Genomic DNA, 24,744 nt, shown 5'->3' on the forward strand with positions numbered 1-24,744 from the left:
CTCTACCGGCCCGTTTCAGGGGGCCTGCGCCACTTCCTCCAGCGGCCGGATCTCCACCGGGGCGAGGCCGATGCCCATGCCGATGGCCCGTGCGCTGCGCGGCGAGAGGTCGATGATCCGGCCAGGGATGAACGGCCCGCGATCCGAGATCACCACGATGGTGGAGGCGCCGGTGCGGAGGTTGGTGACGCTCACCACCGTGCCGAAGGGCAGGTGCCGATGCGCGGCATGGTTCGCCGCCGGGTCGAAGCGGTCGCCATTGGCCATCTGTCGCCCGGCGAACTGGTCCGCGTCATAGACCGAGGCCGTACCGCGCTGCGGTTCGAAGGCGAGGGCGGGATGCGGGCCGAGGCAGGCCAGCGCCAGAAGGGCAGGGAGGGCCCCGCGCCACAGGTGGATCGCTGTCATCCCCGCAACAAACCCCGTGGCGACCGAGATTGCAACCCTGGAGTGTACGCGCGCAGCGTCCCATCGGTTGATCCACCGCAAGGACGGGCGCGGCTTGCCATGGTGGAAGGGGGCATGCTCGCCAATTGCCTGCACGACCTGACGGCGATCGGCCCCGGCGGCCTGCCGGCGGTCGCGCTGGCGCTGTTCCTCGCCGGGCTGGCCGGTGGCGTAACCCATTGCGCGGGGATGTGCGCGCCCTTCGTGCTGGCCCAGGCCGGCGCACTGGCGGATCGCAGCGCAGCGGGGGGCATGCTCGCGCGGCTCTCCGGCGCGGCGCTGGTGCCGTACCATCTCGGCAGGATGCTGGGCTATGCGGGCCTCGGCGCGCTGGCGGGCGGCACGGCGGGGCTGATCAGCCAGCTGAGCGGCCTGCGCTGGCTGCTCGCCGCGCTGCTGCTGGCGGCGGCGCTGCTGATGGCGGCCCAGGCCTCCTCCCGCCTGCCGCAGCGCTTCCGCCCCGGCAGGTGGCTGCGCCTGCCGGCGCTGCCGGCTCCGGGGGCTCGGCTCGGCAATCTCATAGCGCCGCTGCTCGCCGCACCGGGTGGCTGGCGCGGGGTGGGCCTCGGACTGGCACTCTCGGCGCTGCCCTGCGGGCTGCTCTATGCGGCGCTGGCGGGCGCGGCCGCGACCGGGAGCGCGCTGGCCGGCGCCATCGCCATGGCCGCCTTCGTCGCCGGCACCATCCCGGCGCTGGTCGGCGTGGCGCTGCTGGGCCGGCTGTTCCTCCGCCGCGCCGGGGAGGGGCTGCAGCTCGCCGGCGCCGCGCTGTTCGCGCTGAACGCGACGGTGCTGGCCGGGATGGCGTGGCGGCTGGTCGCCTGACCGGGTTTACCTCCGCGCAACCCCTGCGGGGCTAAGCCCGGCCTCGACCCAGAAGGGGCCGCCATGTCCGTCACGGTATCCGGGACGATACCGGACACCATTTTCGAGAATGCCCGTCCCGGCGACTGGGAAGCCACGCTCCGCTTGTCCGGCGGCGTGCTCGAAGCCGTGCTCACCGGCCCGGACGCCATGCGCTTCGAGCCGGTGTTCGATCGCGCGCGGCAGACGCTCACCCTCGCGCCTGTCGAGGCCTTCGACTCCGAGGCGCTGGGCCCCGCGGTCTTTGCCTTCGGCCTGTCGGTGCGCACCGCCGCTGGCTGGCAGGCGGTGGGTGACGGCTGGCAGGTGGCGCTGCTCGACCTCGACGACACGCCGCCCACCGGCCTCGCCTGGCTCAGCGGCGGCACGGTGCTGGCGAATGATGTCGGCGCGCCCATCGGCACTGTCATCGGCACCGACCCGGATACCGAAACGCCGCTGACCTACCAGGTCGCCTGGCCGGATTCGGCCTATTTCCGCATGGTCGGCGACGTGCTGACGCTGCTGCCGGGCGTGGACCTGCTCGCCTTCGCCGGCCTCACGCGGGAGGTGATGGTCGAGGCCTGGGACGGCCGCAATCCGCCCGTCGCCTACCTGCTCCCGGTCACCGTGCTCGCGCCCGGCCCGGCTGTGCTCCTGCAGGAGGGGACCGAGGCGGGCGAGACGCTCGACGGCAGCGCCGGCGCCGACCTGGTGCTCGGGTTCGGTGGGGATGACAGGCTCAGCGGTGGCAACGGCAACGACATCCTGGAAGGTGGCGATGGAGCCGACACGCTGGATGGCGGGCTCGGCAACGACACGCTGGACGGCGGTGCGAATGCCGACAGCATCGTCGGCGGAGCCAGCACTGGCGGCAACGACATCCTCCGTGGCGGCGACGGCGACGACACGCTGCGCGGGCTGAACGGCACCGACACGCTGGATGGCGGCGCCGGCCGTGACATCGTGGATGGCGGCACCGGTGACGACCTCCTCCACGGCGGCGACGGCAATGACCGCCTGCTGGGGCGCGCCGGCTTCGACACGCTGCACGGCGGCGATGGCGACGACGTGCTGGATGCAAGCACCGAGGACGATCTGCTCGACGGCGGCGCGGGCAACGATCAGCTGCTCGGCGGCCTCGGCAACGACACGCTGTTCGGCGGGGAGGGGGCGGACACGCTCGATGGTTGGGAGGGCGCGGACAGCTTGGCCGGAGCCGAGGGCGACGACATCTATCTGCTCGAAGATGACGGCGACCTGGTGCTGGAACTGCCCGATGAGGGCTTCGACACCATGGTGGTGCGCTACCTCGCCACCATCCTGCCGGGGATCGAGCGTCTGCGGATCCGTGAGGGCGCCGGCGACCTGGCTGCCTACGGCGCCGCGCTGGCCGACCAGCTCGTCGGGAACGAGGGAAACAACCTTCTCCGTGGCGAGGGGGGCGCCGACACGCTGGAGGGCGCGAGCGGTGACGATACGCTGGAGGGCGGCGCGGATGCTGCCCTGCTGCTCGGCGGCGGCGGCAACGACCTGCTGTTCGGAGCCGATGACGAGGACACCCTCTTCGGTGAGGCCGGCGACGACCTCCTGTTCGGTGAGGCCGGCGCCGACAGCCTCGATGGCGGCGCCGGATCCGACACGCTGCATGGCGGCGCAGGCAACGACACGCTGTTCGGCTCCGCGGGGCCGGACAGCCTCTCCGGCGGAGATGGGGATGATTGGCTCGACGGCGGCACCGAAGCCGACACGCTGCTGGGTGGCGGGGGGCGCGATACGCTTTTGGGCAGCGAGGGCGACGACCGGCTGGCGGGCGAGGCCGGTGACGACTTGCTGGAAGGCGGCACCGGTGCGGACACGCTGGAAGGCGGCGCCGGCGCCGACACGCTGCGCGGCATCGCGGGGCGCGGATCCCTGCTGGGCGGCGACGGCGACGACCTGCTGCTGGGTGGCGCCAACGCCGACACCCTCGACGGCGGCGAAGGCCCCGATACGCTGGACGGCGGTGGCGGCGCCGACAGCCTCGCCGGCGGCGCCGGCAATGACTGGCAGCACGGGCAGGCCGGCGACGACACGCTCGCCGGCGATGCGGGGGACGACTTCCTCGAGGGCGGCGACGGCAATGACCGCCTGGAGGGCGGCCTCGGCAACGACATGCTGCTGGGCGGCGAAGGGGCCGATTCGCTGCTCGCCGGCCAGGGGAGCGACGTGCTCGCGGGCGGCCGCGGCAATGACCTGCTGGAAGGCGGTGGCGGCAACGATCTGGTGATGGGCGAGGATGGCGACGACCTGCTGCGCGGCAATGCCAATGACGACACGCTGGTCGGCGGGCTCGGCGCCGATACGCTGGAGGGCGGGCCGGGCCGCGACCGGCTGGACGGCGGTGGCGGCAACGACCTGCTGCGGGCCGGCCCCGATGGCGGTGCGGAACTGCGCGGCGGCGAGGGCGCGGACACGCTGGACGCCACTGGCAGCACCGGTGCGGGCAACCTGCTGTTCGGCGGGCTGGGCGACGACACCTATCTCGTGCGCGGTCCGCAAGACCGCGTGCTGGAGGAGCCGGGGGCCGGCATCGACACTGTCGGCGTCTCGATGTCGGGCGGCATCTATGCGCTGCCTGCGAATGTCGAGGTTCTGGCGCTGCTCGGCGGCGTGGTCGCGGGCTACGGCAATGGGCTCGCCAACCTGATCACGGGGAACGGGGCAGCGAACCTGCTGGCCGGCGGCGGCGCGGCCGACACGCTCGATGGCGGGGCGGGCGACGACACGCTGCTGGGCGGCGCGGGGGAGGATGTGTTCGCGCTACGCGGCGAGGCAGGGCGCGACCGGATCGCCGATTTCGCGCCGGGCCTCGATGTGCTGCTGCTGGTCGGCACCGGCCATCACAGCGCCGCTGCCGCTCTCGCCGAGATCCGCGCCGTGGGAGGGGGGCTGGAACTCGCCTTTCCCCTCGGCGGGTCGGTGCTGATCGAGGGCCTCGGCCCTGGCGCGATCCGCGTGCAGGACATCCTTATCGGCTGAGACCCGGCCGGATCAGCGCACCAGGTCGCGATAGGCGTGCCAGGTGGCGTGGCCGATCAGCGGCAGCACCAGTGCCAGGCCAAGGAAGAACGGCACCAGCGCCATCGCGGTGAACACCACGATCAGGCCCGCCCAGAACGCCATCGCGCGCCAGTTGTCGAGCGTCGCGCGGATCGAAACCACCACCGCCTCGATCGCGGAAATGTCGCGGTCCACGATCATCGGGATGGACACCGCCGAAACCGCGAAGGCGATCGAGGCGAGCACGAAGCCCACCCCGGTGCCGACGACCAGGAAGGGCAGCAGCTGGTCGGAGCGCAGCAGCGCCAGCGGCAGTTGCTCGATGGAAGGCGAGAAGCCGAGGCCGAAGAACACCATGAACAGCAACCCGGCCATACGCACCCAGAACAGGTTGATGATCAGCAGCACCGCGCCCATCAGGGTGAGCTGCGGGGCGTTGCGGCGGAAGGCCATGAAGGCGATGGGCAACGAGATCGGCTCGCCAAGCTCACGCCGCCGGCTGGTCTCGTAGAGGCCGGCGCCGAGCAGCGGCGCCACCAGGAAGAAGCCGGCCACGGCCGGCAGCACGGCCCACATCGCATCGACCGCGATCAGCAGCAGCACCAGCGCCCAGCCCGCGGCCACCACCGCGCCGCCGTAGAAGAAGCCGATATGCGGCGCGGCCATCAGGTCGCGCCAGCCGGCCTCCACCCATTTCCACGGCCGGTCCTTCGAGACGAGGCGGATCTGCGTCGGCGCGGCCGGGCCGGCAGGCTCGACGATGTCGTTGGGCATGGCGGCACTCCTCCCCAGGGGTCCTCACCCTGTGGCGCGACATTAGGCGGAGTGCAGTGCAGCAGGACTTGATCCTGATCAAGGACGCCTCCCGCAATGGGAGGTCTTCTGCCGCCACGTGCCGGTCGGTTCCCGACTCGGCTTTCGCCCCTGGGCGCGCGGAGGGAGAGACCACCTCATGTCAGCAACAGGCTACGCCGCAGGGCTGGCCGAACCCGCAACGGGCGCGCCGAGCGCCGTGCGGGTCGATGCCTATGTGGAGGCGCCGATTCGCGCCTTCGCCATCGCCACCGTCTTCTGGGGCGTGGTGGGCTTCCTCATGGGGGTGCTCATCGCCTCCCAGCTCGCTTGGCCACTGCTGAACCTCGATCTCGAATGGACCACCTTCGGGCGGTTGCGCCCGGTGCATACCAGCGCCGTGATCTTCGCCTTCGGTGGCAATGCACTGATTTGCACCAGCCTCTATGTCGTGCAGCGCACCTGCCGCGCGCGGCTGTTCGGCGGGGAGTCGATGGGGTGGTTCCTGTTCTGGGGCTACCAGTTCTTCATCGTCGCCGCCGCGCTCGGCTACGTGCTCGGCATCAGCCAGGGCAAGGAATACGCCGAGCCCGAATGGTACGTGGACCTGTGGCTGACCGTTGTGTGGGTGCACTACCTCGTGGCCTTCGGCGGTACCATCACGCGGCGTGAGGAGCCGCATATCTACGTGGCGAACTGGTTCTACCTCGCCTTCATCGTCACCGTGGCGATGCTGCACATCGGCAACAACCTCGCGCTGCCGATCACCATGGGGCACGCCAAGAGCTACGGCCTGGCGTCCGGCGTGCAGGACGCGATGATCCAGTGGTGGTATGGCCACAATGCGGTGGGCTTCTTCCTGACCGCCGGCTTCCTCGGGATGATGTACTACTTCATCCCGAAGCAGGCGGAGCGGCCGGTGTACTCCTACCGCCTGTCCATCGTGCACTTCTGGTCCCTCATCTTCCTCTACATCTGGGCCGGTCCCCACCACCTGCACTACACCGCCCTGCCGGACTGGGCGCAGACGCTCGGCATGGTGTTCAGCGTGATGCTCTGGATGCCGAGCTGGGGCGGCATGATCAACGGCGTGATGACGCTGTCGGGCGCGTGGGACAAGTTGCGCACCGACCCGGCGCTGCGCTTCTCCGTCACCGCGGTGGGCTTCTACGGCATGTCCACCTTCGAAGGCCCGGTGATGTCCATCAAGGCGGTGAACGGCCTCAGCCACTACACCGACTGGACCATCGGCCACGTACATTCCGGCGCCATGGGCTGGGTCGGCTTCATCACCTTCGGGGCGATGTACTGGCTGTTCCCGAAGCTCTGGGCGAAGCGGGGGATGTACTCCGAGAAGCTGATCTCCTGGCACTTCTGGATCGCGACGCTGGGCATCGTCCTCTACATCACCGCGATGTGGGTGTCGGGCATCCTGCAGGGCCTGATGTGGCGCGCCTATGACGAGAACGGCTTCCTGCAGTACAGCTTCATCGAGACCGTCGCGGCGATGCACCCGTACTACGTGATCCGCATGATGGGTGGCGTGCTCTACCTCACCGGCGCGCTGATCATGGTCTACAACCTCTGGATGACCGTCACCCGCGGCGAGCGCTCGGAGGCGGTCGCCGCCCCCGCGCCGATCGCCGCCGTGCCGGCCGCCGCCGCGTGAAGGAGGGCGGGAAGATGAAATGGTTCAACCACGCAGTCATCGAGAAGAACGTGGTGCTGATGGGCGTGCTCACGCTCATCACTGTCTCGATCGGCGGGCTCGCGCAGATCGTGCCGCTGTTCACCGTGGCCACCACGATCGAGCGGGTGGAGGGCGTGCGCCCCTACACCCCGCTCGAACTTGCCGGACGCAACATCTACGTGCGGGAGGGCTGCTACACCTGCCACAGCCAGATGGTGCGCCCCTTCCGCGACGAGCTGGAGCGCTACGGCCACTTCAGCCTGGCCGCGGAGAGCATGTATGACCATCCCTTCCAGTGGGGCTCGAAGCGCTCGGGGCCGGACCTCGCGCGCGTCGGCGGCCGCTACTCCGATGACTGGCAGGCGGCGCATCTGCGCAGCCCGCGCGCGGTGGTGCCGGAAAGCATCATGCCGCCCTACGCCTTTCTCGACCGGCCGCTAGACTACGCGGACATCGCCGATCACCTGCGTGCGCAGCGAGCGATCGGCGTGCCCTACACGGACGAGATGATCGCGAACGCCCGCGCCGACCTCGAGGCGCAGGCGCGGCCCGACAACGACCCCTCCGGCTACCAGGGCCGCTACGCCCGCGCCCGCCAGGGCGCCTTCGACGGTGATCCGAACACCGTCACCGAGATGGACGCGGTGGTCGCCTATCTGCAGATGCTCGGCACGCTCGTGCAGTTCCGCGACGTGACCCCCGAGCAGCTACGGCAGCAGTGAGGAGGATGGCGATGCTCGAGACGCTGGCCTCCCTGCAATCCACGCTCTCCACGTTGTGGGTGGCGTGGTTCTTCCTCCTGTTCACCGGGATCATCCTCTACGTGATGGCCCCCTGGCGGAAGCGCCGCTACGAGCGCGCGGGCGAGATCCCGCTGCGCGACGAGCCGCCCTCCTCCCGTCAGCGCTGAGGGATCGCCTTAGATGCCGACCAAGATCGAGAAGGATGCCCTGACGGGCACCGACACCACCGGCCACGAATGGGACGGGCTGAAGGAGCTGAACACGCCGCTCCCGAAGTGGTGGCTCTACGTGATGTACGCGACCATCGCCTTCTCCGCGGTGTGGGTGGTGCTCTACCCGGCCTTCCCCATCCAGGGCTGGACCGGCACCACCGGCTGGATCGCGCGCGAAGCGGTGGTGCAGGAGGTCGCCGCCGCGGACGAACGCATGGGCCCGATGATGAGCCGCATCCGCGCGGCCACGCCGCAGCAGATCGCGGCCGATCCCGAACTGCGCTCCTTCGCGATGGCGGGCGGGCGCATCGCCTTCGCCAACAACTGCGCCGCCTGCCACGGCGCCGGTGGCCAGGGTGCCGTCGGCGGTTTCCCGAGCCTGGCGGATGACGACTGGCTGTGGGGCGGCACGCATGAGGCGATCCGCGCAACCATCCAGCACGGCATCCGCGCCGGCGAAAGCGACGAGGAGCGCACCAGCATGATGCCGCGCTTCGTCGCCGATGGTGTGCTGACCACGGCGCAGGCGGCCGACACGGCGGAATTCGTGCTGAGCCTCAGCGGCCGTTCCACCGACGCGGCCGGGGTGGAGCGCGGCAAGGCGCTCTACGCCGAGAACTGCGCCTCCTGCCACGGCGAGAACGGCGAGGGCAATCGCGACCTCGGCGCGCCGCGGCTGTCCGACCAGGTGTGGCTGCACGCATCCGACAAGGCGGCGATCGCCCGCTACATCGGCAATCCGCGAATGGGCGTGATGCCCTCCTGGGGCGGGCGGCTGGATGCGGCGACGGTGAACATGCTCACCGTCTACGTGCACGCACTGGGCGGCGGCGAGAACTGAGCGCGCGGCCCGTCCCGGAGAGACGATCATGAACGACGTCACGGCCAAGAGGAAGCTGCAACCGGCGGGGAAGATCCCCGCCGCGGACCAGCCGCTCTACGCCAACCGCCAGAAGGTCTATCCGAAGGCGGTCTCCGGGCCGGTGCGGCGCGCGAAATGGGCGGTGCTCGCGCTGTGCCTTGCGGTCTACTACCTCGTGCCGTGGCTGCGCTGGGACCGCGGGCCGACCGCGCCGGACCAGGCCGTGCTGGTGGATATGGAACACGGCCGGCTCTATTTCTTCTTCTTCGAGATATGGCCGCAGGAGGTCTACTTCCTCACCGGCCTGCTGATCCTCGGCGCGATCGGACTGTTCGCGGCGACCAGCCTGTTCGGCCGCGTCTGGTGCGGCTTCGCCTGCCCGCAGACGGTCTGGACCGACCTGTTCATGTGGGTCGAAAGCAAGATCCAGGGCGACCGCAACGAGCGCATGCGCCTCGACAAGGCGCCATGGACGGCGGAGAAGTGGCGCAAGAAGGCGCTGACCCATGCCGCCTGGGTGGCGATCGCGGCAGCCACCGGCGGCGCGTGGATCATGTATTTCAACGATGCGCCGACGGTGACGGTGGAGATCCTCACCGGGCAGGCCAGCGCCCAGGTCTATTTCTTCTTCGGCCTGTTCACCTTCACCACCTACCTCCTTGCCGGCTGGGCGCGCGAGCAGGTCTGCACCTACATGTGCCCATGGCCGCGCTTCCAGGCCGCGATGCTGGACGAGAACTCGCTCGTCGTCTCCTACCGCGCCTGGCGTGGCGAGCCGCGCGGCAAGCTGAAGGAAGAAGGGCGCGGCGACTGCGTGGATTGCCGCGCCTGCGTCAATGTCTGCCCGACCGGCATCGACATCCGCGACGGCCAGCAGCTGGAATGCATCGGCTGCGGCCTCTGCATCGATGCCTGCGACGACATCATGAAGAAGCTTGATCGCCCGACAGGGCTGATCGCCTTCGAGACGCTGAAGAACATCGCCGCCTCGGAGGTCGCGACCAAGGCGATCCCGCCCTGCGCCGCGCGCACCCAGGCCGGCATGGGCGTGCGCCATGTGCCGAAGTTCATCCGCGCGCGAACGCTGATCTATGCGGGCGTCCTGACCGCCGTGATGGCGGTGATGCTCGGCGCCTGGCTGCTGCGGCAGGAGGTGACGCTGGCGGTGCTGCGCGACCGCGCGCCGCTCTTCGTCACGCTGGCCGATGGCGGCATCCGCAATGCCTACACGCTGAAGATCGCCAACAAGGCGCGCGAGGCCGGTGAGCTGACGCTGGTGATGGAAAGCGCCGCCCCGCTGCGGCTGACGATCCAGGAGGCGGAGGAGATCGGGCCGAACCGCTTCCGCGTCACCACGCGCGGCGACGGCATCACCCAGTGGCGCGCGCTCGCCACGCGTTCGCCCGGTGCGCGGCAGCCTGAAAGCACGCCGGTGACCTTCCGCCTGCTCGATGCGCGCGGCCGCACGGTGGTGCGGACCAGCAGCGTCTTCCTCGGCCCGCATGGGGAGACCCGCCGATGAGCGACACCACCCGGCCGCGTGACTCCGGCTTCGACCCCAACCGCAGCCGCTGGATTCCCTGGGCCTTCGTCGGCGCCTTCGCGGTGATCATTGCGGTGAACCTGGTGCTGGTGGTCGCCTCGGTCACCACTTTCACCGGCGTCACCACCGGCCAGTCCTATGACCGCGGCCGCGCCTACAACGCCGTGCTGGCGGAGGCGGCGCGTCAGGACGCACTCGGCTGGTCGGCGCGCGTGGCGCTGGACGGCAGCGCGCTGGCGGTTGCCGTGAACGACCGGGAGGGGCTGCCGGTGGGTGGCCGGATGGAGGGCGTGCTGCTGCGGCCCCTGGAAGGGGTGGAGATCGCACTCGACTTCGTCGCCGCCGGACCCGGCCGTTTCATCGCCTTCGCCGACACGCCGGCGCGGGGGCAGTGGGAGGCGCGGCTCTCGCTGCACGGCACGCGCGGCCAGCGCCTCGACATCCGCCAGCGGGTACTGGTGCGGTGACCATCTCCGCCGCCGTTCCCGAGGGCGTCGCGCCCGGCAGCCTGGGGTCCGCGAGTGCCGGCTTCTCGCGCGCCGTCTGCGCGCATTGCGGCGAGCAGCTGGCGCCCGGCCAGGGAGAGTTCTGCTGCACCGGATGCTCCGGCGCGCACGCACTGGTGCGCGGTCTCGGCCTCGACGCCTTTTACCGCCGGCAGGAGACCGCGGCCGGCACGCTGCGCCCGCCCGAGACGCTGTCCTGCGATTTCGTCCCGCATGCCCGGGCGGTGCGCGACGGCATGATGGAGCTCGACCTCATCGTCAGTGGCCTGACCTGCGGCGCCTGCGTCTGGCTGGTGGAGCAGGCGCTGGCCGCGGAGCCCGATGTGCTGAAGGCGCGCGCCAGCCTCTCGACGCGGCGGCTCTCCGTCGCGTGGCGCGGCGAAGCGCGGCGGGCGAACGAGCTCGCCGGCCTGGTCGCGCGGCTCGGCTTCAAGGTGGCGCCCTGGTCGCCGGCCTGCCTGCGCGCGACCGAGGACGCCGAAGGGCGCGCGCTGATCCGCGCGCTCGGCATCGCCGCCTTTGGTTCGATGAACGTGATGCTGGTCTCCATCGCCGTCTGGGTCGGGACGGACATGGAGGAGGCGACGCGGCATGCGATGCACTGGGTCGCGGCGCTGATCGCGCTGCCGACGGTGCTGGTGGCCGGCATGCCCTTCTACCGCTCGGCCTGGGAGGCGATCCGCGCGGGCCGGGTGAACATGGATCTCGCCGTGTCGCTCGGCGTGATCGCGACCACGCTCATGTCGCTCTCGGAGACCTTCCGCAACGGTCCCTACACCTGGTTCGACGGTGCCACCTCGCTGCTCGCGCTGCTGCTGGCCGGCCGCGTGCTGGACCGCGCGATGCGGCGCAAGGCGCGCCAGGCGGTGGCGGAGCTGCTGGCGCTGCAGGAAGGCACCGTCGCGCTGCGCCTTGCGGACGGCACCACCCGCGCCGTGCCGGCGGAGAACGTGAAGGCCGGCGATCTCGTCCTGGTCGCCGCCGGCGAGCGGTTGCGGCTCGACGGCACGGCGGAGGAGGCGGTGCTGCTCGATACCTCCGCCACCACCGGCGAATCCCTGCCGCGCGCCATGGCGCCCGGTGAAGCGCTCGCGGCCGGTGCGGTGAACATGGGCCAGCCTTTCCTGATGCGCGTCGCCGCAGCGGCAAAGGATGGCTCGCTCGCGCAGCTTGCGCGGTTGCTGGAGCGTGCCGAGCAGGGGCGCGGCCGTTTCGTCTCCATCGCCGACCGCGCGGCGCGCGCCTATGTGCCGGTGGTGCATGTGGTGGCGCTGGCCACCTTCCTCGGCTGGTGGCTCGGCGTCGGCGTAGGCTGGCAGGCGGCGCTGGTGCCGGCGGTCGCGGCGCTGATCGTCACCTGCCCCTGCGGCCTGGCGATCGCGGTGCCGGCGGTGCAGGTGGCCGCCGTCGGATCGCTGTTCCGCCGCGGCGTGCTTGTGGCCTCGCCGACCGCGCTGGAGCGGCTGGCGAGAGCCGACCATGCCGTGCTCGACAAGACCGGCACGCTGACCGAGGGACGGCCCGAACTGATCGCCGACGAGACGCTGGACCCCGAAGTGCTGCGCGAAGCGGCGGCGATGGCGCGCGCCAGCCGTCATCCGCTGGCGCAGGCGCTGGTGCGCGCCTGCCAGGATGCGCCGGCGCTCGGCGGTGTGCGGGAGATCGCCGGCAAGGGCCTGGTGCGCGGCAGCCAGCGGCTCGGCAGCCCGGAGTTCTGCGGGCTCGCCAAGGATACCGGCTCCGGCATGACGCTGGTCTATTGCGTGGCGGGCGAGGCGCCGACGGTGTTCCACTTCTCCGACAGGTTGCGACGCGATGCCGGCGAGGCGGTCGAGGCCCTGCACGGACTTGGCCTGGAGACGGAGCTGCTCTCGGGCGACGGCGCAGGCGCGGTCGAGGCGGCGGCGGCGGCGACCGGCATCGGCCCGTGGCAGGCTCGCGCGACACCGGCCGACAAGGCGCACCGCATCGAATCGCTGCGCGCGGCAGGCCGCCATCCGCTGATGGTCGGCGACGGCATCAACGACGCCGCGGCGCTCTCGCTGGCCCATGTCTCTGTCAGCCCGGGCAGCGGCACCGACCTTGCCCAGGCGGCTTCGGACCTGGTGCTTCGTTCGGAGGGGCTGACGGCGCTGCCGCTGGCCATCCGCGTCGCCCGCAAGGCGCAGCGGCTGGCGCAGCAGAACATCGCCTTCAGCCTGATCTACAACCTGGTGGCGGTGCCGATGGCGGTGCTCGGCTTCGTCACGCCGCTGATCGCAGCGCTCGTCATGGCGAGCAGCTCCATCATCGTGATCCTCAATGCGCTGCGTGCGGGGAAGGAGGCTTCGGCATGAATGCCCTGGTGTTTCTCGTGCCGGCTGCGCTTGTGCTGGGCCTGCTCGGCCTGGCGCTGTTCCTGTGGACGCTGAAGTCGCGCCAGTACGACGACCTGGACGGCGCGGCGAGCCGCATCCTGTTCGACGACTTGCCCCGGAAGGACAAGACCCAATGATCTACTTCATGGTTATCGGCGCGATCTGCGCGGTGCTCGGCCTGGCCGCGATCTCGGCGGCGCAGGAACTCGGCTTCCTGCTGTTCGGCTACGGCCTGTTCGGCTTCGGGGTGCTGTTCGCGCTGTTCCTGCTGAAGCGGCACTTCGACCACCTGGATGGCTCCGCACGGCCCTGAGACGCAGAGCCAATTGCCGGAACGGCCCGTGCCGCGCAGGTTGGCGCCGCAATTGAAGTGGCCGCCGGCGCGGCCCGCGCATCGGGGAGACGTGCGATGAGATCGCTTCGCCCGCTTCTGGCGTTCCTGGCCTTCGCGCCCGGCCTCGCGCTCGCGCAGCAGCCCGTCGTCAGGGGCGAGGTGGCGCAACGTGTCTCGATCGTCGAGACCACCAACGCCCGCGAGCGTTCGGTGCTGCTGACCGGGCCGGATGGATCCCTCACCACCATTTTCGTCGGGCCGGAGGTGCGCAACTTCGCGCAGATCAGGCCCGGCGACCGGGTGGCGACAACGGTGACCGAGGCGGTCGCCATCTCTCTGGCCAAGGCCGACGGCGCCGGGCCGACCGGCTCCGCAGCAGTGACAAGCCGCGCCGCGCCAGGCCGGCGGCCGGCCGGCAGCGTCACCGCGGCCGACCGCATCCGCGTGCGAATCGATAACGTGGATACGAGCCGCAACCTCGTCGCTTTCATCACGCCGGGTGGCACGCGTCGCGAGGTTCAGCTGCGCGACCCGGAGCTGCGCCGCTTCGCCGAATCGCTGCGTCGGGATGACGAGGTGGATGTGGTGTTCGTCGAATCCGTGAGCGTTCGCGTCCTGCCGGGCAACTGATGGACAGGGCGCCGCCGGTGCTGGCTCACTGCGGCACCGGCGACAGCTCCTGCTTCAGGCAGCGCAGCGCGAAGCTGGTGCGGGTGTGGCGCACGCCCGGCAGGCGGTAGAGCCGTTCCCGGAGCAGCCGCTCATACCCCACCGTGCCGCCCACCGCGGCCTTGATGACGTAGTCGTATTCGCCGGTGACGAGGTGGCATTCCAGGATCTCCGGGATGTCCCTCACCGCCGCCTCGAAGCGCCGCAGATGCTCCTCGTCGTGGCGCTCCATCATCACCTCGATGAACACCGTATCCGGCAGGCCGAGTGCGGCCTGGTCGAGCAGCGCGGCATAGCCCTTGATCACGCCCGCCTGCTCCAGCGGCTTCACCCGCGTCCAGCAAGGCGAGGCGGAGAGGCCCACCTCCTCGGCCAGCTCGGCATTGGTCAGCCGCCCGTGCCGCGATAGGGCCCGCAGGATCTTCCTGTCGATCGCGTCCATCGCGGAAGCTCCTTCCGTACCATGTCCCGCTGGCGACAGAATACGGGAGGACTCCCTGGTCAATCCAGGCCATGCTTCCCATAGTCGGGGGATCGGCACGGGAGAGACCGCATGGGCAGCCTGCAACGCCCCGAAGCGAGCCTCGAGGACAAGTGGGAGGCCGCCGGCGAGCCGGTGGTGCTCAGCGGCATCCAGGCGCTGGTCCGCCTGCCATTGCTGCGGCGTGAGCTCGATGCGGCGCTGGGGTGGAACACGGCGGGCTATGTCAGCGGCTATCGCGGCTCCCCGATCGGCGGTTACGACCAGCTGCTGCTGAAGGAGGCGAAGCGCCTCGCGGCCGCGAACATCGTGTTCAACCCGGGCCTGAACGAGGACCTGGCGGCAACGGCGGTGTGGGGCACCCAGCAGCTGCACCTCTCGCCCGGCGCGCGCCATGAGGGCGTGTTCGGCATCTGGTACGGCAAGGGGCCCGGTACCGACCGCAGCGGCGACGTGCTGCGCCACGCGAATTCCGCGGGTTCCTCGCCGAAGGGGGGCGTGCTGGCGCTGTCGGGCGACGATCCGTCGGCGAAATCCTCCACCGTCACCTCCGGCTGCGAGCTCACCTTCCAGGATGTCGAGATCCCGCTGCTCGACCCGGCCGAGGTGGCCGAGGTGCTGGAGTTCGGCGTGAAGGGCATCGCGCTGTCGCGCTTCGCCGGCACCTGGGTCGGGCTGAAATGCGTCGCCGAGACGATGGATGCGGCTGCGACGCTGCGCGTGGACCCGGCCGCCTATGCGACGCAGGCGCCGCAGGGCGTCGAACTCCCGCCCGATGGCCTGCACCTGCGCATCCCCGACACGGCACAGGTGCAGGAGCGTCGGCTGCGCCTGTTCAAGCTGCCGGCCGCGGTCGCCTTCGCGCGCGCCAACGGCTTCGACCGCATGGTTGTCGATTCACCGAACGCCCGCTTCGGCATCGTGGTGCGCGGCAAGGCTTTCGCGACGCTGCGCCAGGTGCTGGCCGATGCCGGCATCTCGACGGAGTTCGCGCGCGCACAGGGCTTGCGCATCTGGAAGGTCGGCCTTGCCTGGCCACTCGATGCGGAAGCCGCCCGCGCCTTTGCGCAGGGGCTCGAGGAGGTGCTGGTCATCGAGGAACGCCGCGGCTTCCTCGAGCCGCAGCTGAAGGACGCACTGTATCCGCTCGCGCAGCGCCCGCGCATCGTCGGCAAGCGGGACGAGCGCGGCGCGCCGCTGCTCTCCGAACTCGGCGAGCTGGATTCGGGGCAGATCCTGCGCGCGCTGGCGCTGCGCCTGCCGCCCGCGCTGCGCACCGAGGCGCTGGCGGCGCGGCTGCGCGAACTGGAGGAGCTGGAGCGCGGCGCCGCCGAACCGCTGGTCGCGCGTGATCCCTTCTTCTGCCCGGGCTGCCCGCACAACACCTCGACCCGCGTGCCGGAGGGCTCGCGCGGGCTCGCCGGGATCGGCTGCCACTGGCTGGTCACCAAGATGCCGGAGCGCAACACGGCCGCCTTCACGCAGATGGGCGGCGAGGGCGCGCCCTGGCTCGGCATCGCGCCCTTCACCGAGGAGAAGCACGTCTTCGTCAACATCGGCGACGGCACCTGGGCGCATTCGGGCTCGCTCGCGTTGCGCGCCGCGGCGGCGGCGAAGGCGAACATCACCTACAAGGTGCTGGTGAACTCCGCCGTGGCGATGACCGGCGGCCAGGCAGTGGAGGGTGCGCCCGGCGTGCCGCGCATCGCGGCGCAGATCAGGGCGGAAGGCGTGCAGCGCATCGCCATCGTCTCCGACGACCCGGAGCGTCACCGGGGCGATCCCGAGATGCCCCGCAGCGTGAGCTTCCATCCGCGCGCGGAGCTCGACGCGGTGCAGAAGATGCTGCGCGAGGTGCCGGGCGTCACGGCGCTGATCTACGACCAGGAGTGCGCCACGGAGCGCCGCCGCAAGCGCAAGCGCGGCACCGCGGCGCAGGCCGAGCGGCGCGCGGTGATCAATCCGCGCGTCTGCGAGGATTGCGGCGAGTGCTCCCGCGTTTCCAACTGCATCGCGGTGGAGCCGCTGGCGACGCCCTGGGGCCGCAAGCGCAGGATCGACCAGAGTGCGTGCAACCAGGACCTGTCCTGCGTGCAGGGTTTCTGCCCGTCGTTCGTCACCCTTCTGGGTGCCGAGCCGGCGAAGCCGAAGCAGGTGATCGCGCCGGACGGCACGCTGCCCGACCCGGTGCTGCCGGAGCCGGTGGATGGTTGCGCCTGGAACATCCTGGTCGCGGGCGTCGGCGGGCAGGGCGTCACGGCGCTCGGCGCGATCCTTGGCATGGCAGCGCATATCGATGGCCGGCCCTCGCGCAGCGTGGACACGCTCGGCTTCGCGCAGAAAGGCGGTGGCGTGCATGTGCAGCTGCGCATCGGCCGTGCCGGCACGAGCGAGGAGAGCATCCCCGCGCCCCGCATCGGTGCCGGCCAGGCGGATGTGCTGATCGCCTCCGACATGGTGGTGGCGCATGGGCGCAATGCGCGGCCGCTGCTCGGGGCGCAGCGGACGGTGGTGATCGTAAATGCCGATCTGGCACCGACCGCTGCCTTCGTGCGCGACACAGCCACGCGCTACGACGTGGACGGCATGCTCGGCAGCCTGGGTGCCGCCTGCCGCGCGGCGCATCCGCTGCATGCGAGCGCGGAGGTTGTGGCGCAGCTCGGCGACGCGATCTACCTGAACATCTGGCTGCTGGGTGGCGCCTTCCAACGTGGGCTGGTGCCGGTCTCGGCGGCGGCGATCGAGCAGGCGATCCGCCTGAACGGCGCGCAGGTGGAGCGCAACCTGACGGCCTTCGCACTCGGCCGCCGCGCCGCGCTGGAAGCGCGCGCGGCCGGCCCTGAAGCGCCGGAGACGCTGGACGCGCTGATCGCCCGCTGCATCGCCGACCTGACAGCGTATCAGAACGCGCGCTATGCGCGGCGCTACGCCGACTTCGTTGCGAAGGTCCGCGCCGCGGAAGCCCCGCTCGCCAGCGAGCGTCTGTCACGCGCGGTGGCGACGCAGCTGCACCGGCTGATGGCCTTCAAGGACGAGTACGAGGTGGCACGGCTGCACAGCCTGCCGGAGTGGCGGGCGCAGTTGGCGCGCGACTTCGCCGGCCAGCCGCGCATCGAGCTGAACCTGGCGCCGCCGCTGCTCTCGAAGGGCGACCCGAACACAGGCCTGCCACGCAAGCGCCGCTTCGGGCCGTGGATGCTCTCGGCGATGGGGCTGCTGCGCCACGGCAAGGCGTTGCGCTTCACCCCGCTTGACCCCTTCGGTCGTACTGAAGAACGGCGGATGGAGCGCGCGCTCGTCGCGGAATTCCGCGAGGGGATCGAAGCGATGCTGCCGAAACTCTCCGCCGCTACGCATGATGCGATCTGCAACTGGGCGGAGGCCGCCGCGGGCATCAAGGGGTTCGGCCCCATCAAGGCGCGCAACGTGGGGCAGACGCGCGCCCGTTGGGCGGAGATCGCGGCGCGGATCTGATCCGCGCATCCCCGCGCTTGCGCCGGAAGGTCCGGGTGGGGGAGAAAGGCTCGGAGGAAGCATCTATGTCCCTCGACGACGCCGCCCTGTTCGACCTGCCCGAAGCAACGCGCGAGTTGCGCGAGACCGCGCTCGCCTTCGCGCGCGACCGCCTCGCGCCGCACGCCCAGGAGTGGGACGAGACGAAGCACTTCCCGGTGGACGTGCTGCGCGAAGCCGCCACCCTCGGCATGGCCGCGCTCTATGTGCGGGAGGAGAGCGGCGGCGCCGGCCTCACGCGCCTCGACGCCGCGGTGGTGTTCGAGGCGCTGGCGACCGGCTGCCCCACCACCTCCGCCTTCCTCTCCATCCACAACATGGTCGCCTGGATGGTGGACCGCTTCGGCGACGACGCGCAGCGCACGGCGTGGCTACCGCCGCTCGTCACGATGGAGCGGATCGCATCCTACTGCCTCACCGAGCCCGGCGCCGGCAGCGACGCCGCCGCGCTCTCCACGCGGGCGGCGCGCGACAACGAAGGCTATGTGATGAACGGCGTGAAGCAGTTCATCAGCGGCGCCGGCGCCTCCGACCTCTATTTGACCATGGTGCGCACCGGCGGGCCGGGGCCGGGCGGCATCTCCGCGCTGCTGGTTCCGAAGGACACGCCCGGCCTTTCCTTCGGCGCCAACGAGAAGAAGATGGGCTGGAATGCCCAGCCCACCCGCCAGGTGATCTTCGAGGAGGCCCGGGTGCCCGCCGATGCGCTGCTCGGCGAGGAGGGGCAGGGTTTTCGGTTCGCCATGGCGGGCCTCGATGGCGGGCGGCTGAACATCGGGGCGTGCAGCCTCGGCGGTGCGCAGCGGGCGCTCGATATCGCGCTGGCTTATGTGCAGGAGCGGAAAGCCTTCGGGCAGGAGATCGGAAAATTCCAGGCGACGCAGTTCCGCCTGGCCGACATGGTGACCGAGCTGGAAGCTGCGCGCACCCTGCTCTGGCGCGCCTGCGCCAAGCTCGACGCGAAGGCGCCGGACGCCACCGCCTTCTGCGCCATGGCCAAGCGCTTCGCGACCGACACCGGCTCCCGCGTCGCCGACGAGGCGCTGCAGCTGCTCGGCGGCTATGGCTACCTTTCCGACTACGGGATCGAGAAGATCGTTCGCGACCTGCGCGTCCACCGGATCCTCGAAGGCACCAACGAGATCATGCGGCTGATCGTGGCCCGGCATCTCCTTGGCCGCTGAGCACGGCTTTCCGCTGGCGTGATTTCCTCGGCTGAGGGTAGAAATACCCCATGAGAATGCTCGTCCTGAGTGCTGCCCTGGCGCTGCCGATGGCCTTCGTGGCGGAGGCGCAGACGCTGCGCTCCACGGTGGTGCCGGCCGATGCCATGGTGGTCATCCCGCCGCGCGGCCAGCCGGCGCCGCCTCCCGTCGCGGCAGGCCTGGCCGCGGCACCGCCGCCCGCAGCCCTGCCGCCTGCGGCGACGGCGCTGCCGATGGCGGCCGCGCCGCTGCCGCTCGCCGCCATCCCAGGCGCGCTGCTGCCGCTGGCCGCCGCGGCGCTGCTCGGCGGTGGCCTGCCAGGTGGCGGCGGCGGATCGAGCGCCCCGGCCACCACCCGCTGAACCGCCGCGTCGGAGTCCCCCGGGGCTGGACCGCGCGGCGCGCCGGCGGCAGCCTGCGCGCGCACACCGGACGGAGCCGAAGCCCCATGCCAAGCCGCGACGGCGCCATCGCGCGCGCCCTCTCCTTCTTCGACGACGGCGGGTTCGAGGCGCTGCTTGCGCGCCTCGTCGCCATCCCCTCCACCTCGCAGGACCCCGAGCACGCGGCGGCGCTCGACCGCTACCTCGCGGACGGGCTCAAGGCCTGGGTGGAGCGGCTCGGCTTCCAGGCCGAAATCCACCCGAATCCGCTGCCCGGCTTCGGCCCCATCCTCACCGCCACCCGCATCGAGGATCCGGCGCGGCCGACCATCCTGCTCTACGGCCATGGCGACACCGTGCGCGGGCTGGATGACCAGTGGCATGACGGGCTCAAGCCCTGGGAGGTGAAGGACGCCGGCGACCGCTGGTACGGCCGCGGCACCGCTGACAACAAGGGCCAGCACGCCATCAACCTCGCTGCGCTGGAAGCGGTGCTGGCCGAGCGCGGCGGCAAGCTCGGCGCCAACATCAAGCTTGTCATCGAGACGGCGGAGGAGCGCGGATCGAAGGGCCTGCGCGATTTCGTCGCGGCGAACCGCGATACGCTTGCCGCCGATGCGCTGATCGCCTCGGACGGCCCGCGCGTGGTGCCCGAGCTGCCGACCATCGCCACCGGCACGCGCGGCACCTGGCATTGCGACCTGGTGGTGAAGCTGCGCGAGGGTGGCGTGCATTCCGGCCATTGGGGCGGGCTGACGCGCGACCCTGCCGTGCTCCTCGCCCATGCCATCGCCACCATCTGCGACCGCGACGGCAAGGTGCTGGTGCGCGAGTGGCTGCCGCAGGGCGGCGTGCCGGCGGCGGTGAAGGCGGTGCTCGATGGCTGCCCCGTCGGCGGTGGCGAAGGCGCGGCGAGCATCGATGCCGGCTGGGGCGAGCCCGGTCTGACCCCGGCCGAGAAGATCTATGGCTGGTGCAGCTTCATCGTGCTGGCGATGGTCTCCGGCCGGCCGGAGAACCCGGTGAACGCCGTCGCACCCGAGGCGCGGGCGCATTGCCAGATCCGCTACACCGTGGACGCCGATCCGGAGGGCTTCGCCGCCGCACTGCGCAGGCATCTCGATGCGCATGGCCTCGACATCGTGAAGATCGAGAATCCGGGCATCCGCATGCCGGCCAGCCGGACCGCGCCCGACCATCCCTGGGTGCTGTGGACCCAGGCGTCCCTGCAGGCGAGCCTCGGCAAGCGCGTGCAGGTGATTCCGAACTCCTCCGGTGGCCTGCCCGGCGATGTCTTCGTTGATCATCTCGGCGTGCCGCTGGTCTGGATTCCGCACAGCTACAGCGGATGCAAGCAGCATGGCCCGGACGAGCATCTGCTGAAGGCCACCGCGCGGGAGGGGATCGCAGGCTTCGCCGGCATCTGGTGGGATCTCGGCGAGGCCGGTGTGCCACACCGCACGTAACGAAGCGCGTTACTTTTCCTCACGCGCGGTGATGCTTACGGCAATGATCGTGTTGCAAGCGGCGCGCAGTCTGCATCCCGTCGCCGGTTCGGACCGGCGTTAGGAGATAAAGATGAAAACGTCCCGCATCGTCCTGCTCGCCGGCGCCGCGTTGCTCGCGACCGGCGCCCTCGCCTTCCCGGTGCTCGCCCAGCCTGGCCCCGGCGGCGGCCGCGGCGGCCACGGCCATGGCGGCCACGGTGGCTTCGCGATGGGCGAGGCCTTCGCCCGCGCCGATGCCAACAGTGATGGCCAGGTGAGCCGCGACGAGGGCTGGGCCTGGTTGCAGTCGCGCTTCGGCGAGGTGGATGCCAACCGCGACGGCGGCGTCACCATTGAGGAGATGCGCGCCTATGCCGAGTCCCGCATGGGCGGCCGCACCCCGCCGCCGCAGATGCGCCAGCGTGCCGAGCAGCGCGGCCAGGGCATGTTCCGCGCCCTCGACGCCAACACCGACGGCCGGGTGACGCTCGAGGAGCTGCGCCCCTTCGCGGAAGCGATGTTCCGCGCCCGCGACACCAACACCGACGGCCAGCTCTCGCGCGAGGAGGTTCGGCCGCGGCGCGCAGCACATCACCGTCATGGCGGCCGCGGCTACGGCCCGGGCGGCGAGCGTGGCGGCCCGCCGGCCGCGCAGCCGCCGGCGCAGCAGTCGAACTGAAGCCGGGGGAGGGGGCCGCAAGCCCCCTCCCGCGCTTCACGCCAGGATCGCCTCCGCCTCCGACCAGACGCGGCGCACCACCTCGGCGGCTGGCTCGGGGCGGGCCAGCGCGGCGCCCTGGCCAGCCCACATCTGCATCCGTTCCGGGTCGCCCGCCTTCGCCGCTTCCTCCCGCATCGGGCCGGTCGCGACGCGTTGCAGCGGATAGGGCAGGGGCTCCGGCGCGCCGCGCACATAGTCGTTGGCAATCCCCCGCCCGAGCCGCCCGCTGAAGGCGCGCGTCAGGACCAGCTCCTCCGGCGTCGCCCTGCCGAGGCGCTCCGCCCAAGCCTGCGAGATCGCCGCCTCCGGGCAGCGGAGGAAGGCGGTGCCGAGCTGCACCGCGCTCGCGCCGAGCGCCAGCGCCGCCGCGGCGCCGCGCCCGTCCATGATGCCGCCGGTGGCGATCACCGGCACCCGGACGGCATCGGCCACCTGTGGCAGCAGCACGAACAGACCGAGCGACTGCGCCTCCGCGCGCACCGCCTCGAAGGCGCCGCGATGCCCGCCCGCCTCGGCGCCCTGCGCCACCACCGCATCTGCCCCTGCCGCTTCCGCCGCGCGCGCCTCGGCGGGCGTGGTGGCGCAGGCGAACCAGGCGATGCCGCGTGCCTTCAGCCTCGCGACGAAAGGTGCCGGGAACAGCCCCATGATGGAGGAGACGACGGGCGGCGCGGCGGCCAGCAGCGCCTCGCATTGCGCGTCGAAATCCTGGATCCACGGCCCTTCGCCGAGCGGCGGCGGCGCCGGTCCCCAGGCCGCGAGGGCGGCGAGGGTCGCGGCCTCCCGCGCCGGGTCGCGCAGCGGGTCCGGGTCGGGCACCCAGAGGTTGATCTGCACCGCGCCGTTGGAGGCGGCGCGGAAGGCGGCGCTCCAGGCGGCGATGCCGGCGGCGTCGTGCAGCAACGCGCCATAGCCGCCCAGCCCACCGGCATTGGCGACCGCGGCCGCGAGCCCGGGCGGCGACGCGCCGGCCATCGGCGCCTGCAGCACCGGCACACGAAGGCCGAAGCGGGCGCAGAAACCAGCTGCGCGCTGACGTGGCGACATCTCACCCTCCTCATCCTGCCGCGGCCAGTTCCGGCGCCCGGCGCAGCAGCGCCGCGTCGAGCTCCGCCCGCCTGGCCCAGAGGCTGCGGTACCAGGCGAGGCGGGGCCGCACCTGGCTCGCCACCATCCGGTTCTCCCGCACCCATGCCCGTGCCGCGGTGCCGATGGCGCGCGCGCGGTCGGGTTCGGTGAGAAGGGCGCGCAGCCGGGCGCCGAGTTCCTCGGGACTGCGGATGAGAAGGCCCGTCTCGCCCTCGCGGATCGTCGCGCCGTAGACCACCGGGCTGGCCAGGCAGCAGAGGCCGTGCGCACCGGCCTCGACGTATTTCAGGTCGGACTTGCAGTTGTTGAACGGCGTGTCGGCGAGCGGCAGGAAGGCCAGCTCGCAACGCGCCATGACGGCGCGATACGCGGCATAGGGCAGCAGCGGGTGGAAGCGCTTGTGCGGCGTGCGCAGCGCCTCGAAGGCGCCGCGGTCGAACAGCACCTCGACCTGCAGGCGGTCGCCGGCCGCGGCCAGCACCTCGTTGAGCACGGGAAGGAAGGGGGCCGTGTCCGCCTCGCGCCGCATCGCGCCGAGGAACAGCGTCAGCCGCGACGGATCGGCGAAATTCGCGCGCTCCGGCAGTTCGGCCACGGTGTTGGGGAAGGTCGCGACCTCATCGTTGAAGGCGCGGAACAGCGCTTCCAGCCGTGGCGTCGAGGTCTGCACCGCGTGCACGCCGCGGAAGGCGAAATGGTTTGAGCCGGCGATCACCGGCCAATGCGCCGGGTCGTCATCGAATTCCTGGACGACGACGCAGCCCTGGCGGCGAAAATGGTTCACGAAGCCCGGCGCCTGCGGGCTGTCCAGCAGGCGTCGGTGCAGGATCAGGATGCGCGGCGTGCCCTCCGGCAGCGGCGGGATCTCCGGGGTCTGCCCGACCCGAAGGCCGATGCCCGGATGGCTGGCCGCGGCCGACAGGGGCATGTCGATCCGCACCTCGTTCACGCCGCCCACGGGCTTCAGCACATGCGCGACGAGCATCAGCGGCGGCGGTGCCTGGTGCGCCGCGCGCAACATCCAGCGGGCGGGACCGGCGCGTCGCAGCCAGGCCGCGACATCGCTCCCGACCGCGGCCAGCGCCGGCTTGATGCGCTCGGCGAAGGCGTTGGCCTGCTCCGCCTCGGCAGCCGGCAGCGGCGGCACATCGAGCGGCACCAGCCCGGCGGCGCGCACTGCCTGCAGCAGGCCCTCGCGCGTGATCGCGTGTGAGGGCGGGTGCGTCGGGGTGGCGCAGCCGGCGAGCAGGCGCTCTGCCAGCCGCCAATGCTCGGCATTCGGCAGATCCACCAGCAGCACACCGCTGGGCGCCAACAGTGCCGCGGCGGCGCCGATCGCCGCCGCCGGGTCGGCCGGCGCGCCGCGCAGCAGCACGAGGTCGGCGCTGCCCGGCGGCAGCGGCGCGCCGGCCTCGGGCGGCTGCACATGGATCGCGGCGTAGTGCGGCGCGGCGCGCGCGGCGGCGCCGGGATCGGCCTCGGTGCCGATGCGCCGCGTCGCCGGGTCGCGCCGGGCCAGCCAGGCGCCGAGCGCGCCGTCGCCGCAGCCGATCTCCACCACGAGGCCGAGGCCGAGCGGAATCCGGCCGAGCAGCCACGCATCGTCGGGTGGTAGGGGCGGGCGGGGGGGAACCATGCGCGGGATGATCCGCCGCCCCGGGGCCGGCGCGCAACCGGGCCGCGATCACGCAAGCGGAACCATCCTCTCCCGCGCTTGTCCCTTCACACGCGCATGTGATACCGCAGGTTGAAACCGTTCCGCGGATGTCCGCGGGCCTATGAGCATCGTTGCCGGAGCGCCATGCTGCCGCCACCTGCCAGACGG

General features: G+C 71.5%; 22 protein-coding genes. 17 read left to right on the plus strand and 5 right to left on the minus strand.

The window, feature by feature from the left end; genetic code table 11:
* Positions 1-15: 15 nt before the first annotated feature.
* Positions 16-408, minus strand: coding sequence for a septal ring lytic transglycosylase RlpA family protein (locus tag ACESM1_RS19325; protein ID WP_372622843.1), 393 nt, complete (start codon positions 406-408; stop codon positions 16-18).
* A 114-nt stretch (positions 409-522) separates the two neighbouring features.
* Between ACESM1_RS19325 and ACESM1_RS19330 the strand changes: the two genes are divergently transcribed.
* Together ACESM1_RS19330 and ACESM1_RS19335 are read left to right on the plus strand one after the other, a co-directional pair.
* Complete coding sequence (locus tag ACESM1_RS19330) at positions 523-1,272, plus strand: sulfite exporter TauE/SafE family protein (protein WP_372622844.1); 750 nt, start codon at positions 523-525, stop codon at positions 1,270-1,272.
* A gap of 63 nt (positions 1,273-1,335) precedes the next feature.
* Positions 1,336-4,311: a calcium-binding protein gene (locus ACESM1_RS19335; RefSeq protein ID WP_372622845.1), complete on the plus strand. Its 2,976-nt coding sequence runs from the start codon at positions 1,336-1,338 to the stop codon at positions 4,309-4,311.
* A gap of 12 nt (positions 4,312-4,323) precedes the next feature.
* Here the strand turns inward: ACESM1_RS19335 and ACESM1_RS19340 are convergent, their stop codons facing one another.
* Positions 4,324-5,106 carry a DUF2189 domain-containing protein gene (locus ACESM1_RS19340; protein ID WP_372622846.1) on the minus strand — a complete coding sequence of 261 codons (783 nt, stop codon included), beginning with the start codon at positions 5,104-5,106 and terminating at the stop codon, positions 4,324-4,326.
* A 178-nt stretch (positions 5,107-5,284) separates the two neighbouring features.
* On the opposite strand from ACESM1_RS19340, the gene ccoN reads away from it, so the two are divergent.
* The 10 genes from ccoN (at position 5,285) to ACESM1_RS19390 (ending at position 14,001) form a co-directional block, all read left to right on the plus strand.
* Positions 5,285-6,793, plus strand: a complete 1,509-nt coding sequence (gene ccoN / locus ACESM1_RS19345; protein WP_372622847.1) for a cytochrome-c oxidase, cbb3-type subunit I — start codon at positions 5,285-5,287, stop codon at positions 6,791-6,793.
* A gap of 14 nt (positions 6,794-6,807) precedes the next feature.
* A complete protein-coding gene (gene ccoO / locus ACESM1_RS19350) occupies positions 6,808-7,536 on the plus strand; it encodes a cytochrome-c oxidase, cbb3-type subunit II (protein WP_372622848.1) in 729 nt (242 codons plus the stop codon).
* An 11-nt stretch (positions 7,537-7,547) separates the two neighbouring features.
* Complete coding sequence (locus tag ACESM1_RS19355) at positions 7,548-7,724, plus strand: cbb3-type cytochrome oxidase subunit 3 (protein ID WP_372622849.1); 177 nt, start codon at positions 7,548-7,550, stop codon at positions 7,722-7,724.
* Positions 7,725-7,737: 13 nt separating this feature from the next.
* Positions 7,738-8,610 carry a cytochrome-c oxidase, cbb3-type subunit III gene (gene ccoP / locus ACESM1_RS19360; RefSeq protein ID WP_372622850.1) on the plus strand — a complete coding sequence of 291 codons (873 nt, stop codon included), beginning with the start codon at positions 7,738-7,740 and terminating at the stop codon, positions 8,608-8,610.
* A gap of 28 nt (positions 8,611-8,638) precedes the next feature.
* A complete protein-coding gene (gene ccoG, locus ACESM1_RS19365) occupies positions 8,639-10,153 on the plus strand; it encodes a cytochrome c oxidase accessory protein CcoG (protein WP_372622851.1) in 1,515 nt (504 codons plus the stop codon).
* Complete coding sequence (locus tag ACESM1_RS19370; protein ID WP_372622852.1) at positions 10,150-10,641, plus strand: FixH family protein; 492 nt, start codon at positions 10,150-10,152, stop codon at positions 10,639-10,641. The genes ccoG and ACESM1_RS19370 overlap by 4 nt, the downstream gene beginning before the upstream one ends.
* Positions 10,638-13,016, plus strand: coding sequence for a heavy metal translocating P-type ATPase (locus tag ACESM1_RS19375; RefSeq protein ID WP_372622853.1), 2,379 nt, complete (start codon positions 10,638-10,640; stop codon positions 13,014-13,016). The genes ACESM1_RS19370 and ACESM1_RS19375 overlap by 4 nt, the downstream gene beginning before the upstream one ends.
* Entirely contained in the window at positions 13,013-13,174 is a 162-nt protein-coding gene (ccoS, locus tag ACESM1_RS19380; RefSeq protein ID WP_372622854.1) for a cbb3-type cytochrome oxidase assembly protein CcoS, read from the plus strand. Before ACESM1_RS19375 ends, ccoS begins: the two co-directional genes overlap by 4 nt.
* Positions 13,171-13,350 (plus strand): hypothetical protein, encoded by a 180-nt coding sequence (locus tag ACESM1_RS19385; RefSeq protein WP_372622855.1) that lies wholly within the window; start codon positions 13,171-13,173, stop codon positions 13,348-13,350. Before ccoS ends, ACESM1_RS19385 begins: the two co-directional genes overlap by 4 nt.
* Before the next feature lie 96 nt (positions 13,351-13,446).
* On the plus strand, positions 13,447-14,001 hold the full coding sequence (locus ACESM1_RS19390; protein ID WP_372622856.1) for a hypothetical protein: 555 nt from the start codon (positions 13,447-13,449) through the stop codon (positions 13,999-14,001).
* Between the two features lie 25 nt (positions 14,002-14,026).
* On the opposite strand, the gene ACESM1_RS19395 is transcribed toward ACESM1_RS19390, so the two are convergent.
* Positions 14,027-14,482, minus strand: coding sequence for an Lrp/AsnC family transcriptional regulator (locus tag ACESM1_RS19395; RefSeq protein WP_372622857.1), 456 nt, complete (start codon positions 14,480-14,482; stop codon positions 14,027-14,029).
* Positions 14,483-14,593: 111 nt separating this feature from the next.
* On the opposite strand from ACESM1_RS19395, the gene ACESM1_RS19400 reads away from it, so the two are divergent.
* The 5 genes from ACESM1_RS19400 to ACESM1_RS19420 all read left to right on the plus strand — a co-directional run bounded on the left by ACESM1_RS19400 (position 14,594) and on the right by ACESM1_RS19420 (position 21,788).
* Positions 14,594-17,995, plus strand: coding sequence for an indolepyruvate ferredoxin oxidoreductase family protein (locus ACESM1_RS19400; protein ID WP_372622858.1), 3,402 nt, complete (start codon positions 14,594-14,596; stop codon positions 17,993-17,995).
* Between the two features lie 65 nt (positions 17,996-18,060).
* Entirely contained in the window at positions 18,061-19,218 is a 1,158-nt protein-coding gene (locus ACESM1_RS19405) for an acyl-CoA dehydrogenase family protein (RefSeq protein WP_372622859.1), read from the plus strand.
* Between the two features lie 50 nt (positions 19,219-19,268).
* Positions 19,269-19,601, plus strand: coding sequence for a hypothetical protein (locus ACESM1_RS19410; protein ID WP_372622860.1), 333 nt, complete (start codon positions 19,269-19,271; stop codon positions 19,599-19,601).
* 86 nt (positions 19,602-19,687) lie between these two features.
* Positions 19,688-21,088: a M20/M25/M40 family metallo-hydrolase gene (locus ACESM1_RS19415; RefSeq protein ID WP_372622861.1), complete on the plus strand. Its 1,401-nt coding sequence runs from the start codon at positions 19,688-19,690 to the stop codon at positions 21,086-21,088.
* Between the two features lie 112 nt (positions 21,089-21,200).
* Entirely contained in the window at positions 21,201-21,788 is a 588-nt protein-coding gene (locus ACESM1_RS19420; RefSeq protein ID WP_372622862.1) for an EF-hand domain-containing protein, read from the plus strand.
* A gap of 36 nt (positions 21,789-21,824) precedes the next feature.
* Here ACESM1_RS19420 and ACESM1_RS19425 read toward each other — a convergent pair whose 3' ends face one another.
* Together ACESM1_RS19425 and ACESM1_RS19430 are read right to left on the minus strand one after the other, a co-directional pair.
* Positions 21,825-22,877, minus strand: a complete 1,053-nt coding sequence (locus ACESM1_RS19425; protein ID WP_372622863.1) for an NAD(P)H-dependent flavin oxidoreductase — start codon at positions 22,875-22,877, stop codon at positions 21,825-21,827.
* A gap of 10 nt (positions 22,878-22,887) precedes the next feature.
* On the minus strand, positions 22,888-24,555 hold the full coding sequence (locus ACESM1_RS19430) for a glycosyltransferase (protein ID WP_372622864.1): 1,668 nt from the start codon (positions 24,553-24,555) through the stop codon (positions 22,888-22,890).
* Positions 24,556-24,744: the final 189 nt, after the last annotated feature.

The organism is Falsiroseomonas sp., assembly GCF_041690465.1.
Taxonomy (GTDB): Bacteria; Pseudomonadota; Alphaproteobacteria; order Acetobacterales; family Acetobacteraceae; genus Falsiroseomonas.

Bases quoted from the DNA above. Each gene is read 5' to 3' on its own strand.
- ACESM1_RS19420 (WP_372622862.1), top strand. From the start codon at position 21,201: ATGAAAACGTCCCGCATCGTCCTGCTCGCCGGCGCCGCGTTGCTCGCG.
- ACESM1_RS19370 (WP_372622852.1), top strand. From the start codon at position 10,150: ATGAGCGACACCACCCGGCCGCGTGACTCCGGCTTCGACCCCAACCGC.
- ACESM1_RS19415 (WP_372622861.1), top strand. From the start codon at position 19,688: ATGCCAAGCCGCGACGGCGCCATCGCGCGCGCCCTCTCCTTCTTCGAC.
- ACESM1_RS19355 (WP_372622849.1), top strand. From the start codon at position 7,548: ATGCTCGAGACGCTGGCCTCCCTGCAATCCACGCTCTCCACGTTGTGG.
- ccoP (WP_372622850.1), top strand. From the start codon at position 7,738: ATGCCGACCAAGATCGAGAAGGATGCCCTGACGGGCACCGACACCACC.
- ACESM1_RS19330 (WP_372622844.1), top strand. From the start codon at position 523: ATGCTCGCCAATTGCCTGCACGACCTGACGGCGATCGGCCCCGGCGGC.
- ccoO (WP_372622848.1), top strand. From the start codon at position 6,808: ATGAAATGGTTCAACCACGCAGTCATCGAGAAGAACGTGGTGCTGATG.
- ACESM1_RS19340 (WP_372622846.1), bottom strand. From the start codon at position 5,106: ATGCCCAACGACATCGTCGAGCCTGCCGGCCCGGCCGCGCCGACGCAG.
- ACESM1_RS19390 (WP_372622856.1), top strand. From the start codon at position 13,447: ATGAGATCGCTTCGCCCGCTTCTGGCGTTCCTGGCCTTCGCGCCCGGC.
- ACESM1_RS19430 (WP_372622864.1), bottom strand. From the start codon at position 24,555: ATGGTTCCCCCCCGCCCGCCCCTACCACCCGACGATGCGTGGCTGCTC.
- ACESM1_RS19325 (WP_372622843.1), bottom strand. From the start codon at position 408: ATGACAGCGATCCACCTGTGGCGCGGGGCCCTCCCTGCCCTTCTGGCG.
- ACESM1_RS19400 (WP_372622858.1), top strand. From the start codon at position 14,594: ATGGGCAGCCTGCAACGCCCCGAAGCGAGCCTCGAGGACAAGTGGGAG.
- ACESM1_RS19405 (WP_372622859.1), top strand. From the start codon at position 18,061: ATGTCCCTCGACGACGCCGCCCTGTTCGACCTGCCCGAAGCAACGCGC.
- ccoS (WP_372622854.1), top strand. From the start codon at position 13,013: ATGAATGCCCTGGTGTTTCTCGTGCCGGCTGCGCTTGTGCTGGGCCTG.
- ACESM1_RS19335 (WP_372622845.1), top strand. From the start codon at position 1,336: ATGTCCGTCACGGTATCCGGGACGATACCGGACACCATTTTCGAGAAT.
- ccoG (WP_372622851.1), top strand. From the start codon at position 8,639: ATGAACGACGTCACGGCCAAGAGGAAGCTGCAACCGGCGGGGAAGATC.
- ACESM1_RS19425 (WP_372622863.1), bottom strand. From the start codon at position 22,877: ATGTCGCCACGTCAGCGCGCAGCTGGTTTCTGCGCCCGCTTCGGCCTT.
- ACESM1_RS19395 (WP_372622857.1), bottom strand. From the start codon at position 14,482: ATGGACGCGATCGACAGGAAGATCCTGCGGGCCCTATCGCGGCACGGG.
- ACESM1_RS19410 (WP_372622860.1), top strand. From the start codon at position 19,269: ATGAGAATGCTCGTCCTGAGTGCTGCCCTGGCGCTGCCGATGGCCTTC.
- ccoN (WP_372622847.1), top strand. From the start codon at position 5,285: ATGTCAGCAACAGGCTACGCCGCAGGGCTGGCCGAACCCGCAACGGGC.
- ACESM1_RS19385 (WP_372622855.1), top strand. From the start codon at position 13,171: ATGATCTACTTCATGGTTATCGGCGCGATCTGCGCGGTGCTCGGCCTG.